The 15,007-nt window shown below is 60.2% G+C and carries 10 protein-coding genes; 4 read left to right on the top strand and 6 right to left on the bottom strand.

Going from position 1 to position 15,007, the window contains the following annotated elements:
• Nucleotides 1–40: 40 nt before the first annotated feature.
• Both ACQKI2_RS09295 and ACQKI2_RS09290 read right to left on the bottom strand, forming a co-directional pair.
• Complete coding sequence (locus tag ACQKI2_RS09295; protein ID WP_427379418.1) at nucleotides 41–1,579, bottom strand: alkaline phosphatase D family protein; 1,539 nt, start codon at nucleotides 1,577–1,579, stop codon at nucleotides 41–43.
• 116 nt (nucleotides 1,580–1,695) lie between these two features.
• Nucleotides 1,696–4,299 (bottom strand): TonB-dependent receptor plug domain-containing protein, encoded by a 2,604-nt coding sequence (locus ACQKI2_RS09290; RefSeq protein ID WP_427379417.1) that lies wholly within the window; start codon nucleotides 4,297–4,299, stop codon nucleotides 1,696–1,698.
• 228 nt (nucleotides 4,300–4,527) lie between these two features.
• Here ACQKI2_RS09290 and ACQKI2_RS09285 point away from each other — a divergent pair, with 228 nt between their 5' ends.
• Entirely contained in the window at nucleotides 4,528–5,295 is a 768-nt protein-coding gene (locus ACQKI2_RS09285; protein WP_427379416.1) for an HAD-IIA family hydrolase, read from the top strand.
• Between the two features lie 5 nt (nucleotides 5,296–5,300).
• Here the strand turns inward: ACQKI2_RS09285 and ACQKI2_RS09280 are convergent, their stop codons facing one another.
• Nucleotides 5,301–6,203 carry a MurR/RpiR family transcriptional regulator gene (locus tag ACQKI2_RS09280; RefSeq protein WP_427379415.1) on the bottom strand — a complete coding sequence of 301 codons (903 nt, stop codon included), beginning with the start codon at nucleotides 6,201–6,203 and terminating at the stop codon, nucleotides 5,301–5,303.
• A gap of 203 nt (nucleotides 6,204–6,406) precedes the next feature.
• On the opposite strand from ACQKI2_RS09280, the gene ACQKI2_RS09275 reads away from it, so the two are divergent.
• From ACQKI2_RS09275 to phnE, 3 genes are read left to right on the top strand one after another with little or no spacing between them, the layout of a single operon-like run.
• Complete coding sequence (locus ACQKI2_RS09275) at nucleotides 6,407–7,330, top strand: phosphate/phosphite/phosphonate ABC transporter substrate-binding protein (RefSeq protein ID WP_427379414.1); 924 nt, start codon at nucleotides 6,407–6,409, stop codon at nucleotides 7,328–7,330.
• Nucleotides 7,327–8,112 (top strand): phosphonate ABC transporter ATP-binding protein, encoded by a 786-nt coding sequence (locus ACQKI2_RS09270; protein WP_427379413.1) that lies wholly within the window; start codon nucleotides 7,327–7,329, stop codon nucleotides 8,110–8,112. The genes ACQKI2_RS09275 and ACQKI2_RS09270 overlap by 4 nt, the downstream gene beginning before the upstream one ends.
• Nucleotides 8,109–9,119: a phosphonate ABC transporter, permease protein PhnE gene (gene phnE, locus ACQKI2_RS09265; protein WP_427379412.1), complete on the top strand. Its 1,011-nt coding sequence runs from the start codon at nucleotides 8,109–8,111 to the stop codon at nucleotides 9,117–9,119. The genes ACQKI2_RS09270 and phnE overlap by 4 nt, the downstream gene beginning before the upstream one ends.
• 85 nt (nucleotides 9,120–9,204) lie before the next feature.
• On the opposite strand, the gene ACQKI2_RS09260 is transcribed toward phnE, so the two are convergent.
• Genes ACQKI2_RS09260 through ACQKI2_RS09250 form a run of 3 tightly spaced genes read right to left on the bottom strand, consistent with a single transcriptional unit; the run spans nucleotide 9,205 to nucleotide 15,005 of the window.
• Complete coding sequence (locus ACQKI2_RS09260) at nucleotides 9,205–11,736, bottom strand: FG-GAP-like repeat-containing protein (RefSeq protein ID WP_427379411.1); 2,532 nt, start codon at nucleotides 11,734–11,736, stop codon at nucleotides 9,205–9,207.
• Between the two features lie 33 nt (nucleotides 11,737–11,769).
• Nucleotides 11,770–13,371, bottom strand: a complete 1,602-nt coding sequence (locus tag ACQKI2_RS09255; RefSeq protein WP_427379410.1) for an AMP-binding protein — start codon at nucleotides 13,369–13,371, stop codon at nucleotides 11,770–11,772.
• Nucleotides 13,368–15,005 carry a carboxylesterase/lipase family protein gene (locus tag ACQKI2_RS09250; protein WP_427379528.1) on the bottom strand — a complete coding sequence of 546 codons (1,638 nt, stop codon included), beginning with the start codon at nucleotides 15,003–15,005 and terminating at the stop codon, nucleotides 13,368–13,370. Before ACQKI2_RS09250 ends, ACQKI2_RS09255 begins: the two co-directional genes overlap by 4 nt.
• Nucleotides 15,006–15,007 lie beyond the last annotated feature (2 nt).

The raw sequence follows: 15,007 nt of genomic DNA, 5'->3' as shown, positions 1-15,007 counted from the left end.
CGAAAGGTTCCGGCCAGCCTTTGTTTTTCCGGGGATTGGATCAGATGTCCCGGGTGCGGATCTCTACGTCCGTATACACACGGGAATCCGAGCGGCCGGCATCTTCGACGACCCGGAAATCGCCTGCGCAATCCTTTTTGCTGACCGTGACACGCAGATACCCGCGCTGTTTGCCATTCAGATGGGACACATGAGGGTTTGCCTCACGCATCACTTCCATATCACGCGCCCAGGGGCAGCCTGAGGAAATGGAACTGCCAACCAGTTCGTGGCCGATACGCTTCGAGCGCGTATCGAACGGCGTCTGGTAGAGCGTCGACGCCATGGCAGTGTGCCAGTCGCCGGTGAGGAAGACCGGGTTCTTCACGCCGGTGGCCAGCATGTCTGCCAGCCTCTGACGGGCGAGCGGGTAACCATCCCAACTGTCAAGATTGGTAACAGGTGCCTCAGGCGGCGCATTGTAGCGATAGGGCGTGAACCACACCTGCGTGGCAATCAGGTTGAACGCGGCGCCGGAACGTTTCAGTTCCGTGTGCAGCCATTCTTCCTGCGCCTTGCCCATCATGGTTTGAGCAGGATCGTTGGCTTCCTCGCAATAGGCCTTGCGGCCATCGCTGCAGGGCTGGTCGGTCCGGAACTGGCGGGTGTCCAGCAGGTGGACCTGCGCCGGGCCAAGGCGGAAGGCACCGTGCATCAGCAGCCCGGATTCGGTGCCCTTGACCCAAGGCGGCGTCTCGATCGGCATATGCTCGTAATAGGCTTGGAATGCGGCGAGCTTGCGAACGCGGAACTCCAGACCGGTCTGCTTTTCGGGATCCTGAGGGATGGCGCCAGCCCAGTTATTGTCGATCTCATGGTCATCCATGGCGACGATCCAGGGCGCGATGGCATGCGCGGCCTGCAGATGGGGATCGGTTTTGTAGAGGGCGTAGCGGTTGCGGTAGTCCCAGAGCGTAACGATTTCCGGGCCATTGTGGAGGCGTACGGTTTCGAACAGGCGCCGTTCGCCGGCGCCAACGTCCCGCATATAAGAGCCGAGCGTGCCGACGCCGCCCTCATAGATATAGTCACCCGTGTGGATGACGAGATCAGGCATCCACTCAGCCAAATCGCGATAGGCAGCGTAGTAGCCGGCTTCATAGTGCTGGCAGTAGGCCAGCGCGATGCGAGCCTGGTCATCACTGGGGTTTGTCGTCCGTGTGCGCCCTATGACGGTATCTTCATCATTGTAGCTGAATTGGTACCAGTATTCCCGGCCAGGTTCGAGGCCTTCGCATTTGTAATGGACCGAGTGGGCCTTGGCGTCGGACGTGGCTACCATTTCGTCGCGGATGACATCGCGCATGGCAGGGTCGCGGGCAACGCGCACGCGGACTTCGGCGCGGCCGGGCGGCATACCACCGCCCCTCAGGGGATCGGGCGCAAGCCGCGTCCAGAGGATGACACTCTCGGGGCGCGGAGTGCCCGAGGCAATGCCGAGCGTGAAGTAGACAGATGAACTGTCAGCGAAGCTGCGCTGGGACGCCACTGCGGCAGTAGCAGCACCGGTAAGCGCAATAAACGACCTGCGGGAAAACATGCGTGATTTCTCCTGAATGGAAGAGATGCGAGCAGAGGACCGGCCAGCAGCCCGGGGAAAGCCACTGGCCGGCAACGGCGGATGGCGGCTCGACATGATCGCCGCCATCACGCAGATCAGAAGCGGTACTCGTACTGGATCCAGGCAGAGCGCGGTTTGCCGTTCCAGCCATACTGGCGGTAGTAAGCGCTGTCATTGACGCCAACCTCACCGCGGACCACAGCGCGGTCCAGCGTCAGGCTGGCACCGCCGGAGTAGCGCTCATAATAGCCCTCATCGAGGAGGTTCACGCCACGAATGAGAATGCGGTGCTCGTGGTCCTTGCCGAAGAAGTACTGGATGGACCCGTTGAGGACGAAATAGTTGCCGAAGTTGACATCATCGACCACGCGGTTGCCATCGGCGTCCACGAGACGGGCTGCTGTTGTCGGCGCATAGGCCCATTCCGGCCCCTGAAAGCGCGGGTTGAGCGCGAAGACCCACTGATCGGTCGGCTTGTAGGTCAACAGGGCAGAGACGGTCCATTCCGGGCGTTCGCCGGACTGGCGTTTCTCCTGCGACCCTGCCGGGCCGGGCGTCACGAAGCCCAGGTTTGCTGTTGTCCCATCCAGACGGGCCGGGAGACCAAATACCGGGTTGGTCTCTAGGGAGTCCATCATGGTGTAGGACACGTCGCCGGAGAACGGGCCATAGTCGAAGGCGAGATCGACTGTGAAGCCTTCGATTTCCTGGATGTCCAGGGTGTTGACAGCCACAACCTCCGATCCGTCGAGGCCACGGCTGGCCGCCGTTGCGCAGAAGGAGTCAGGCGGCACGATGCTTTCCCGGTTCCGGTTGATGATGTCGAGGCCAAACGGGTTGCCCGCATATTGTGTGCAAACCGATTCAACCGACCGCGTACCAAACTGGTTCTTGATGTCGGTTTTGAAGTATCCCAGCTCAATGTTGAAGGTGCCGCCCCGGAACGAGCCGTCCATGCCGACGCCGGCATTCAATGCTTCGACCGATTGCGGCTCAAGGCCGGGGTTGAGGTTTTGGTTGGCCCCGTAGGCGCCGATCTCGTCGATCTTGGGCGCCGAGTAGGATGTGCCACCGCTGGCGCGGGCATAAATGCCGGCCGGCAGGTTCTGACGAACGCCGATCTTGTAGATCATCTCATCATCAAAACCCTCATTGAAATCCTGGCGGACAGCGAAGGAGCCGTTGAGGCCTTCCAGAACCGGCAGGCTGAGACGCAGATCGCCATAGAGGCCAGTCGATGTGACCTTCACATCTTTGACCCCGAAAGAGTCGTCGGACGCATCTTCATAGGCAGTGTACTGAACACCGCCAACAACTTCGACAAGGTCGTTGAGGCGGTAGGTGCCGCGGGCATTGATCCCATAGTCAATGTAACCGGAGCGGCGGTTATCCGTTGACCCCCAGCCCTTGACCGGTGTGTTGTCCCCAAAGGAGGTGGTCGTCTCGATCACGTATCCGATAGGCGCGCCGATCGGGAACGGGTTCTGGATGGTGCCGTAGGGCTGACCGAAATACGGGCTGCTGGGGTCCTGGTTCACCATCCAGCCATTCTTCGCGCTCGTGGCCGCGCCGCTTGTGGTTCCGTAGGGATTTGTCACGCAGCCGGCCGAGAGGTTCGGTACGGTGGCGGCAAAGGCTTCGTATTGTGCTGCCGTTGTGAAGCTGGTGATCCCTTGAGCCGCAGCGATAGCGCGCACGTCTGCCGGCAGATCCTGCAGGCGCGGCGTACGGCAGATGCGGGCCAGCACTTCGTGGTTTTTCAGCTGTGGCTTCTGCCAGTGAGAGTCGACCTCGATCCGGAAATTGTCCGAAAAGGACTTCTTGTAGTTCGCCGTATAGATCGGGAACTCGGTGAAGTTGGGTGTGTAGATGGTCGAGTTCGGGAAAGAGTCGTGGAAGTCGATGGTGGAGAAACTTGCGCCCAGGCGCAGTTCTGAGCTCGCATCGATCTTCCAGAGATATTTCGCGCCGATGCTGTTGAAGTCATAGGGGTAAGGTTGGAACCCGCCAAGAGCGAGGACGTTATCGCCATAGGCGGAGACATCGAAAAGCTCGTGCGCGTCAGAGTGATAGGACCGGCCATACACCAGGAAGCTGTGCTTGCCTTCGGAGTCGATGGGCATCGACACATTGCCATAGATTTCACGGGTCTTGAATGAACCGGCGTAGACGCCGATCTGGCCTTTTTTGGTGCCGTCAGGTTCTTTCGTCTTTACACTGACCACACCGAGGCCGCCGTTTGAGCCGAAATACAACGACTGACCACCGCGATAGACCTCAACGCTGTCGATCATACGGGGGTCGATAGCGGTAGCTGGCCACAGATCTTCTGACGGGCTGGAACGGTCGAAATACGGAACGCCATCAACCAAAAGCAGCGTGTCACGGTCCGTACCACCATCAATACGGATGGTGAATTCGCCCTCATCGGGTGAGTAACCAATGTTTGCGCCGCGGATCAGACCCGCTGCCGCTTCCCCAAAGTTCGTGAAGCCGCCCGTTTCAATCTTCTGTGCGTCGATCAGCTGAACCTGGTTGCCGAACTGCACGAGATCAATCGCCATCGGCGTTGCCTGGTCCACTCGGCGGCCCTCGACCAGCACCGTGCTGAGGCGGGCCTCATCATCTTCCGCAACTTCGGACTGCGCCATCACAGGCGCCGCGAAGCTGGCCGAGACCAGTGCGGCCCCAACACTCAACAACAGTCTCTTTTTCAGATCGTATCTCACCGTCACCCCTCCGAGGTTCAGGTTGCGCCGGCCTGACCGGGCAACCGCAATAGCTTTGCGCGCAATCAGTTCTGCGCAGGGGCCGGGTAGCGGGTGAATGTGACGCGCCGGTGAACTTTGTGTAATTCATATATAAAATTCACTCACATATAATTTTCTATCTTTTGAATTATTTTCATTTCGTCTAAGCCGCCGCGCATGAAGAATGTTATTTCCCTTGAAGAGCTGCGCAGCCGGGACCCCAAATCACTCATAAAGTCCGCTGACGGATTTCTTCTGGATTGGGATGGGTGCTGCGCAATAGACAATGTTCTGGTTCCTGAAGCTGCAGCATTTCTGCGCGCTCATCAGAAACGGCTGGCAATTGTGTCGAACAATTCCACCCATACCCCAGACGAAATGCGCGCCATTCTGGACAAATCCGGCATTGAACTGCCTCCGGAGCGCATCCTGCTGGCTGGTATGTTTGCGATAAAGCGGGCGCGGGATCTGGGGCTCAAACGGGCCATAATCATCGGCAGCCCCGCCATGAAGGCCCTGGCTCAACGCTCAGGCATTGAGGTTGTGCGAGAGGAAGCACATGTCGTCATCCTGATGCGGGATACACGGGTGACCTATGCCGCACTGGAACGCGCGGCAAACTGCCTGGCCGGTGGCGCAAAACTCATCGTCGCCAATCCGGATGGCTCGCACCGGGGCGCCAATGCACGTATCCGGCTTGAGACCGGCGCTTTTCACGCCGCCCTTGAAGCGGCGGTCGATCTGTCTCAGGCCGAGACCGAGATTATTGGCAAACCGAGCGAGGGCTTTTTCCGTGAAGCGTGCCGGATCATCGGCACCTCCCCTCACCGCACCGTGATGCTGGGGGATAACCCGGATACCGACATTGAAGGCGCCGTTGGGATAGGAATGCCCTGCCTTCTGGTTGCGCCGACCCCGCAGGAATTCTTCGCCAGGCTGATCTGAACCCCTCAGAAGCGCTTGATTGAAAGGACATCGAAGGTTTCTCGAAGCGTTTCGGTGGCATGGTCGTAATCCGCCATAGCAAGGGCCGCAATCAGCGTATCGATGACGCAAAGCTGCGCGATCCGGCTGGTCATGGCTTCAGTACGGAAGCGGGTTTCCTTCGACATCGTGTAGAGTTTGATGTCGGCATAAGCCTGAATGGGGGAATTGGCGAAGTTCGTAATGACAATGGTTTTTGCGCCGGCCTCATGCGCCAGGCGGGTGGCGGAAAGGGTTTCATGCGTTGCGCCGGAGTGCGATATGGTCAGCACAGCGACATTCGGGCCGGTACGTGAGGCGCTGATGGCCTGAATATGGCTGTCCACCACAACGCGCGCATCGATTCCGATACGCAGCATACGGTATTGTGCGTCTTCCGCTATCGGCGCGGAGGACCCGATTCCATAGATTTCGATCCGGTCGGCCGCCCGAATTGCCTGCACAGCCTGATCAATCGCGTCCGCGTCCACCACCGACAGCGTATCGCGCAGCGCCTGAATGCCGGCATGAAACATTTTGCGGCATATGGTTCCGGTATCGTCTCCCCGCTGGAGATCCTCCTGTATGAACTGCACCGGCTGAACGGTATCTTGCGCCAGGCTGAGCTTCAGTTGCTGAAATCCGGTCAGGCCGAGTTGGCGGCAGAAATTGACGACACTGCCATCACTGGCCCCCGTCTCAGCGGCAAGTTCGGTGACCGACATACCGACAACGCGGCGCGGGTTGTTGAGCACAAACTCGGCAATGGAACTCGTACTGGGACCCAAGGACGCCTGCCGGATGCGGATGCGGCTCAGGACATTGCTAACAACTGCCGTGTCCTTCCTTGCGCCGGGGGCGCTTTTGGACTGCGTCTCTTTTTTCTTCATTGCCTGCTCCCTGAACACATGCGGGTGTTATGCCGGGCGCCCGCTGCCCGAAAAGACCCGTCTGCCGCACTTTGCGGGAAAATAAAATCTAGCACAGGCAGAATTGAATAAAATTCACAAACAACCCTGAAATTTTCCCGTCACGTCACATTATTGTTGCGGCGAGCCGCTAGCCTGCGGATGGACGTAAAAAGGGGTTAGCCATGCGCATCATTGCGGCTTTGCTATGCATCTGGATGTTGGGAACGCTCCCCGCGCTGGCCCAGGCGAGGGATGGCAGCGCCCGCCAACCGCTGGAAGTCATCCTGATCCCAGCCGATGGCGGCACGGAAGACGGCACCCGGGCGGATTTCCTTCCCTTGTTCAATGCGCTGACCAAGACAAGCGGACTGCACTTCCGTGTGCGCGTCGGCCAGAGCTATGCGGCGGCGATCGAAGCAGTGTGCACGGGACTTGCAGACGTCGCCTGGCTTGGCCCGACATCCTATCGTGAGGCCCGTGATCGCGGATGCGCCGAGTTGCTGGCCGTGGAATCCACCAATGGCAGCGCGACCTATTTTGCGGGGATTTTTGCGCTGAAAGACAGTGGTATCTCCAGCGCGGCGGATCTGCGCGGCCGATCCGTGGCATTCGGTCCGCCACAATCGGCGAGCAGCTTTGTCTTTCCCATCGGCATACTTCTGGACGCCGGCATTGATCCGCGGAAGGATCTCTCTCAGGTGCGCATCGGGGATAGCCACACCAGCGGACTTGTTGCTTTGGACAACGGCCTGGTGGATGGCGCTGCTGCGTCGTTCATATCGTTCGAACGCGCGGCAAATTCGGGCGCGATTGAAGCTTCCCGCTTCCGGATCGTGGGACGCTCAGCCCCTATTCCCAACCCTCCGATGGTGTCGGCCAAAGCGCTGCCGCCGGCCGTAAAGTCCAGACTGCGCGCCGCCCTTGGCGCTCTGCATGAACAACCCGGCATATCTGCCGATGATATTCGCGGATATGGCGGAAAACGGGTCGACCAGTACGATATTACGATCACGGATGATGATTTTGAAACCGCCTTTCGGCCCGTAGCAGGTGTGGATAGCGTGTTTACGGCCGCCTTGGTGCGGCGCGCGGGCACTTACCGGTGACGGACGCGCGAAACACCGGCCCCAGCCTGAACCCGGCCATACTTAGTCTTTCGGGCGTAAGTGCAGCCTATAACGGCATAATTGCGCTTCAGGGGATTGATCTGGATCTCCGCGCGGGTGAGTTCTGCGTCATTCTTGGCCCGTCAGGCTCGGGGAAATCGACGCTGTTACGGCTTATCTCCGGATTGGTGCCTGCCACTTCCGGTCAGATCTCGTTGCAGGGCACCCCGCTCACCTCAGCCACACGCCGGCAGATCCAGCGCAAACTGGGAATGGTGCATCAGGACCATGGGCTGATCGACCGGTTAAGCTCGGCCCAGAATGTCATGGCCGGCCTGGCAGGCGAACTGCCGCTCTGGCGGCTGATGCTGCGGCTCTATCCCCCGGCTGTGAAAGCTGAAGCGTGCCGGTTGCTGGCCGAAGTGGGCCTTGACGAAAGCCATGTAAACCGCCGGGCGCGCGAGCTTTCCGGCGGCCAGCGGCAGCGTGTGGGCATCGCAAGAGCTTTGATGGGAAAACCCGCTATCATCCTGGCGGATGAACCCGTTGCAAGCCTCGATCCGGCAACTTCACGCGACATCATTGCCCTTCTGCGGCGAACGGCAAAGGAACGCGGCGCGGCAGTGCTCTGTTCGCTGCACCAGACGGACCTGGCACATGAATTTGCAGACCGGATTGTGGTTATCAAGACCGGGCATAAAGAGTTTGACGGCGCCCCGCACGCCCTTTCCATCAGCCCTCACGCGCCCGAACCGATCCTTAAGCGGAGCGTTACAGCATGACCCAGAATGCTGCCGGCGATCTTCGCCCGCCCGAGGCATGGCGGTTAAAGCCGGTCTATGGCAGCCAGACACTGCTGGCCGTTCTGGCGTGCTTTGCGTTTTTGGTATGGTCTGCGCCGCGCGTGGAGCTCAACGTCTTTGTACGCAATGTGCAGGAGTTTGTTGCAGCCAGTCTCGGCTCGGGGTCTGACAGCTCCCAGATTGGGCGCGGGCTTGCCTCGATCGAGGACAAGATGTTCCCGCTAGTGATGGACGAGCGAACGCCCCTTGAGGCGGGCAGTGAACCGCGCGCCTGGCCCTCGCGCATTGAAGAGGTGACGCGGCACGAAACGGCGCTGAACCCTGAAACCCTCGAAATAGAGACGCGCGATATTACAGAGCGATATCTAGTGCAGCCATTTGGTTATCTGCTCTATGTCTGCGGAAAGATGCTCCAATCCATAGAGATGGCAATCTGGGCGAGCCTTTTCGCGATGCTTGCCAGCCTCTGCCTGATGCCGCTCGCCGCGCGCAACTTTACACCCCACCCCATGGTCCGCACGGCTGCACGCTCCCTTGTTTCGCTTTTACGGACCATCCCGGAACTCGTGAGCGCGCTGTTTCTGGTGCTTCTGTTCGGCTTCGGCCCTGTTGCGGGCATTCTTGCCCTCACGCTTCACAGCGTCGGATTTCTGGGAAAGTTCTATGCAGACGATGTGGAGACCGCCGACATACGCCCCCAGGAAGCCCTGGCCGCACTCGGCGCAAGCCGTCTAACGGTCCTCCGCCTGGCAGTCCTGCCAAACGTCGTTCCCTCATTCGTGGCGCTCACCCTTTATGTCGTAGACCGGAATATCCGTATGGCGACAGTTATTGGGATCGTCGGCGCAGGCGGCATCGGGCAAGAGCTGAAGGGAAGGTTTGACATGCTGCAATACGGGCATGTGGGAACTATCCTTCTGGTAATATTCGCCACGGTGCTCGCCCTGGATGCATTCGCCAGCCAGGTTCGCCGCCGTCTGATCTGAAACCGTATGACGTGCGCGTTTCTGCGGCAACGGAGACGAGCTTCATTTTGGCTTTGCCCGATAGCGAGGGTTATCTGGCCAAGGATCAGTCCGTATTGTCTGCTGGCCTGTATGTTTGACCGCGCCGGTACTGCTTTAGCCAGTTCTCTGGCGGCAGGGGCATTTCCTGGCTGTCCACGGGGCGGGCCGGTGTGAAACTCCGGGCCGGCGAAGGACTGCGCACCTGCTCTATCCAGAACACGCCATCCAGCGCGCCGCTATTGCCGCGCGTCGAGATAAAGTCCAGATCCCCATCTCCATCCATATCGACGGCGATCCATGCGTCATACATGCCGCGCACCCGGCGAGAGATGTCATGCCGTGTCCAGGCGCCCTCCTCCGCTCCCGGATTTTGGAACCAGGCCATCCGTCCAAGCGTATCCGAGGGTGTCGCCTCAGGATCATCCATCAGCCGAGGAGCGCCGGAGAATGTGCCGGCTAGAATGTTCAGCCCCGAATATCCGCCCGCGATGACATCCAGGTATCCATCGCCATCAATGTCCGCCAGGGTGAGACCGGCTATCCAGTCCGGCATCACATCGCCGATACGTTGCATGATCCAGGGATGGCTGAGGGATTCAGGTTGCTTCAGCCAGGCCAGACCTATGTGCACCGGTGTGTCTGGCGCCGTCTCGAGGACATTTACGACCAGATCCAGCCGGCCATCGCCGTCAAGGTCGGCCCAGTCGGACTGAAAGGCGTTGGCACGCGCCTCCCATCCGCTCGGAACGTCAAATCCGGCTCTGATATTAATTCTGTGTACGGCCATATCGAGGGTGCCATCGGTACGCATCGACCGGTTCTCCAGGATAAACATTTCCTGCCGGTTCCGGGCTGCAGCGAGTACATCCAGATCGCCATCCCCATCGACATCTATAGGCTGGGCGGTGTTGGCGATTTCATCGCTGAGGAGAACCTGCTCGCGCCATGAGCCCTGTTCCAGAGGCGGGCCATCCAGCAGGAACAATGAGGTGGTGCTCTCGATGCGCCCCTGGTCTTCAGGGGCAATTATATTTGTGCCACCCTTGTTTGCTGCGGTAACGTCAAGCTGGCCATCTCCGTTCAGATCAGCCAGGAACACGCGCAGCCAGGAGCCTCGTCCCGTGGTTACCTCCGGGATGATTGAGGCCCAGGTCAATGAGCGCGCCTGCGCACCGGGATTTTCGAAGTAGATGAGGTGGCCTTCTTCGCACGCCGCCAGGATGTCGGGCCAGCCATCCCCGTTCAGATCGCCGATTGCGACATCTTCCACGGCGGCCACCATGGCGCCTTCGCCCAGCGTCACCAGATGCCAGTCCTGCGGACCCGTGCCGGCAAAGGCAATGCGGACATGTCCGGAATCCTCATGCACCGACACGATGTCTGCCTTTCCGTCACGATCAAGGTCAGCCATCGCAAGCCCGTCGCCGCCGCGAATGGCCACACCGCCATTCACATCTTCCGCATCAATCAGATGTTCGCGCCAGCTGATGAAGTGGCCATCGGGCGATCGGGCCTGTGTCATCGTTTCGGCGACGTTTGGGGGTGGCCTGGGCGTCTCGGTGTCGCCCAGCAACAGGCTCAGAAACTCTGTGTCCTTCCAGTCCGAGCCCTGCCCGGCCCGGAGCGCTTCAAAGTCAAGGTCCGCCTGCCGCACGATCACCAGGCCGCGCGAGGGGATGAGATAAAGACGCTGTCCGCCCGCCCCCGAAGCGAGGACAAGATCAGGCGGCAACCGGTCAAGGTGCTGGCGGAGGTCGGACCCGCGCGTTACCGGATCAGGAGATGACGACGGACGCCCCAGCCACCAGGTCAGTCCGTAGGCTGGGTTGGTTTCGCTTCCCTCGAACATTTCGGCGAAAGCATCCGGGGCAACAAGCAGCGTCCCATCCGGGCTATAGCCGCCGCGAAGAACGAATTCACCGAACACGGACCATTCACGCGCGGACAGAAGGGCACCCTGTGGCATCAGCGGATATCCATCTGTGCCTTGCCGCCAGCGATAGCCGGTTATGCCAAGGGGGCCAAGGATACGCTGGTCAAAATAGGCGAGCGGATCTGCGTCCAACCCCGCGGCCAGAAGCTTGCGGCGCATGATCTCACCGAAAAGCTGCATGGGCACGGGGCCGTACTGGAACTGATCTCCCGGCGCCGCGTTGAAGCCAACGTCAACCGCGCCGGCATATCCTGGCGGATTCCCGATCTCGCTGGGTTGCCCCTCCACCATCCAGAGGATTTGCCGCAGCGTGACGCGAGACTTAACCGGGTCATCGGCCCATTCCGGCAATGTGTCTGCGGCGAGTTCATCCAGGGACAGCAAACCGTCCTGAACTGCAGCAGCCGCCATGACGCCCACGAAACTCTTCGTTCCGGACCATAGCTCATACGGGGTTTCAATGCTTGCCCCACCCGTGCTGCAGACGACATCTCCATTTTGCAGTACAAGGACGGAAAGGCCGCGATGAGCTTGCGAATAAGCGATGGCCTGAGGGCAGCCCGGAAGGGTTTCCGGAAGCGGGTTATCCTTGAGACCAGCCGGGCTGGTCGTGCAGGCTGCGAGAAGTAGGGCGGCGGATGCCAGACTGGAGATAAATTTCATCGGCCAGTTTCCTTTTGCTCACAGAATGTCAGCCTACAAGACTCCGAAGTCCGCCCTGAGCTTCTGTTTGTCGATCTTGCCTGTGGCAGCCAGTGGCATTGAGGACAGACGGATCACGGTATCAGGAATCCACCAGCTTGCCACTTTTCCTTCGAGCGGCGCCAGAAGTGTATCATCGTCTATCTCCTTGTCGTTGCGGAGCTCGACGATCAGATGCGGACGCTCGCCCCATTTGGGATGCGGCTGGCCAATCACTGCGGCGAGTGACACTTCCGGCAATGCGCTGATGATTGCTTCTATTTCCGCAGGGTTTATCCACTCTCCGCCAGATTTAATAAGATCCTTGGCACGCCCGGTGATGATAAGATGTCCGTCTTCATCAATCCGCGCCAGATCGCCGGTTGGGAACCATCCGTCATCACCGGCAGCAGACTGGTCCTGTCCAAGATACCGCTCCACCACAGATGGGCCGCGCACTTTGAGATGCCCTTCGGCGCCGCGTTGCTGTGGCAGAGGGGTCCCGCTGGCATCCGTAAGGAGGAGATCCATGCCGATGGCAGGGCGCCCGGAGAACTCGGGAGAGCGCAAGGGCGCATCTGGCGGCATGATCACACCGAGCGGAGAAAGCTCCGTCATTCCCCAGCTTGTCTGAACTACTATGCCCAGCCCCTGCTCCAGCCGCTCCATCAACGCGGGCGGCATGGGCGCGCCGCCCACAATGATCCGCTTCAGGGAGGGCAGCTTCAGGCCTGTTTCATCCAGATAATCCATCAGCCCCAGCCAGACGGTGGGCACGCCGACAGCGAGGGTCACCCTTTCTTCACTGATAAGCCGGGCCAAGCTGGCGCCGTCACTGCGCCGGCCCGGGAGGACGAGTTTGGCGCCCACCGCAGGGGCCGCAAAAGGCAGCCCCCAGGCATTGGCATGAAACATCGGAACCATGGCGAGCACAGCATCTTGCGCCGTAATCGCCATGACGTCGGCCTGCAGGACACGGAGCGTATGGAGATAGCTGGAACGATGAGTGTAGGCGACGCCTTTGGGCGCCCCAGTTGTGCCGGAAGTAAAGCAGAGGCCCGAGAGCGCAGTTTCGGGAAAGTCCCCCCAGGCCATTGGCTCGTTCGCTCCTTCGGCCAGCAGCGTCTCCAATAACGCGACCGTTGCGCGGCCTGCTTCCGGGCTTTCCTCCGCCTCAGGCGTATTGATGACCAGTATCTGCCTGATCCCGGGCACCCGCTCGGCCACTTGGCGGGCCAAGGGCACAAGATCGCCGTCCACGATCAGTATCTGGGCTTCAGACTGGGTCACCATCGCGGCAAGATGGTCGGCGGTCAGGCGCGGGTTCAGCGTATGACACACGGCCCCCATTCCCATGATACCGTACCATGCCTCGACATGCGCCCGCGTATTCCAGGCAAGCGTCGCCACACGATCTGCGGGCTTCACGCCCAAGCGAGACAAGAGGCCTGAAACGGCCCGGCACCGCGATTCCAGCGCGGCATAGCCGGCCCTGTCACTCGCCACACCTGGCGTATCTCCAGCCGTGACAAGCTCCGTGTCCGGATGCCATTTGGCGGCATGGGTGAGGAATTTATCAAGGGTCAGGTCATAGGCCTGCATACTGTCTATATTCATGGGCAGTCATTTCCTGCGGGCGGGATGACAGGTGCCTTCACGCCGATATTCCAACTCCACAGCTGCAGCCCTTCCGCGCGCTGCCGGCACATGACGGTCTCATGCAGGTCGAACATGCCTGGATCGAGATCGCTGGCGGGCTGGGGCGAGCCAGCAAAGCTCATATACGCCTTGCCGGGCGCAAAGGGGTGCCATTCTGGAGCGCCTTCCACTGCAGGCTGGCCGTCCCGCGCGAATGAAACCCAATAGCCAAGCATGGCATCGGAAAGCGCCTGCTCTTCTGCGGTTTCAGGTATTTCGGGCCAGAAACGCGGCGTCTTCCGGAGAGTTCCGAACGCATAGGGAATCTCGGCGGCATGGAACCCTTTCAGATCCAGCGCCGATGCGGCCGGATAGTCATGATCGAAATGATAAAGATAGGCCGCTTCGCCAAGTGCAGCCTGATCCCGCACGAGCCGTGTGGCCGTCCAACCATAGAGCGCATCGCGCGGTGCCGCGAGAGCAGATTCTACAAGATCTGAGGACGGATAAAGCCGAAGATACGCATCGGCCAGATCCCCATACCGCTCACGGATGGCCTCCTCATACACCTCTTCGCTTACCGGCACGGGTAACATCAGGAACCGCATGGACCGGATTTCCCCGCTGTTGAACCCGGCAAGAATGGGCACGCCAGCCTGCTCGCCGGCATCAAATGTATCAACGAGTTGCCGTTTCAGGATTTTGCCATCAACTGTGCCCCAGGGCGCATACCCTGCTACCGCCGCTGCGGCCGTCAAGATTTCGCCATCCAGCGCGCGAAGACCGGCAAGATCGTTTGCGCCAGTGGCCTGGGCAATGTAGCTGCCCACATCCTCCGCCGCGAAATGACCATATCGCGCCGTCTTCAATTCAGGCGTCGGAATGAGATAGGCGCTTTGGGCAATCGCCTTGTGAAAAAGTCCCCGGGCATCCGGCGCCGCCATGAGATACATCACGCTCAGCGCCCCGGCAGACTCGCCAGCAACCGTGACATTCCCTGGATCCCCGCCAAAGGCTGCAATATTGCGCTGGACCCAACGCAGCGTCTCGATCTGATCCAGCAGGCCGTAATTGCCGGACACACCCTCAGGCGATTCGGCGCTGAGTTCCGGGTGCGCGAGATACCCCAGCACGCCCAGCCGGTAGTTGATCGACACCAGCACCACGCCAGCCTCAGCCAGGGCTGTTCCGTCATAGAGGGGTTCACCCGAGTAACCCGCGGTGAGAGAGCCGCCGTGTATCCACACCATCACAGGCGCAGATGCGGCGTCTGCCGGCGCCCAGATGTTGAGTGTCAGGCAGTCTTCGCTCACCGTTTCGGGCGGATTGGCATAAATGCTGCCTTCTCTGGGGCGCGGCTGGATGCAGGCCGGACCGAAGTCAGAGGCTGCAAACACCGTCTCGAAGGGGGCGGCAGGAACAGGTGGCTTCCAGCGGAACTCCCCGACAGGCGCTTCCGCATACGGAATACCTTTGTAGACAACGACATCTCCCGACACAGTTCCCGATATCATGCCAGCCGGAGCGCTGATGACAGGACCAGCGGCCCCCGCCTGCGTTGCACACGCGGTAGCCAGAAACATGGCCGTGAGGCCTGCAAGAATAGAACTCATGC

This window comes from Hyphomonas sp. NPDC076881 (assembly GCF_050269995.1).
In the GTDB taxonomy this organism is placed as follows: Bacteria; Pseudomonadota; Alphaproteobacteria; order Caulobacterales; family Hyphomonadaceae; genus Hyphomonas.
The sequence above is the reverse complement of the archived record's forward strand: the minus strand, read 5'-3'. Positions and strand labels throughout refer to the sequence as shown.

Coding starts and splice junctions, on each gene's coding strand:
- ACQKI2_RS09295 (WP_427379418.1), bottom strand. CDS start 1,579: ATGTTTTCCCGCAGGTCGTTTATTGCGCTTACCGGTGCTGCTACTGCC.
- ACQKI2_RS09285 (WP_427379416.1), top strand. CDS start 4,528: ATGAAGAATGTTATTTCCCTTGAAGAGCTGCGCAGCCGGGACCCCAAA.
- ACQKI2_RS09280 (WP_427379415.1), bottom strand. CDS start 6,203: ATGAAGAAAAAAGAGACGCAGTCCAAAAGCGCCCCCGGCGCAAGGAAG.
- ACQKI2_RS09275 (WP_427379414.1), top strand. CDS start 6,407: ATGCGCATCATTGCGGCTTTGCTATGCATCTGGATGTTGGGAACGCTC.
- phnE (WP_427379412.1), top strand. CDS start 8,109: ATGACCCAGAATGCTGCCGGCGATCTTCGCCCGCCCGAGGCATGGCGG.
- ACQKI2_RS09260 (WP_427379411.1), bottom strand. CDS start 11,736: ATGAAATTTATCTCCAGTCTGGCATCCGCCGCCCTACTTCTCGCAGCC.
- ACQKI2_RS09255 (WP_427379410.1), bottom strand. CDS start 13,371: ATGAATATAGACAGTATGCAGGCCTATGACCTGACCCTTGATAAATTC.
- ACQKI2_RS09250 (WP_427379528.1), bottom strand. CDS start 15,005: ATGAGTTCTATTCTTGCAGGCCTCACGGCCATGTTTCTGGCTACCGCG.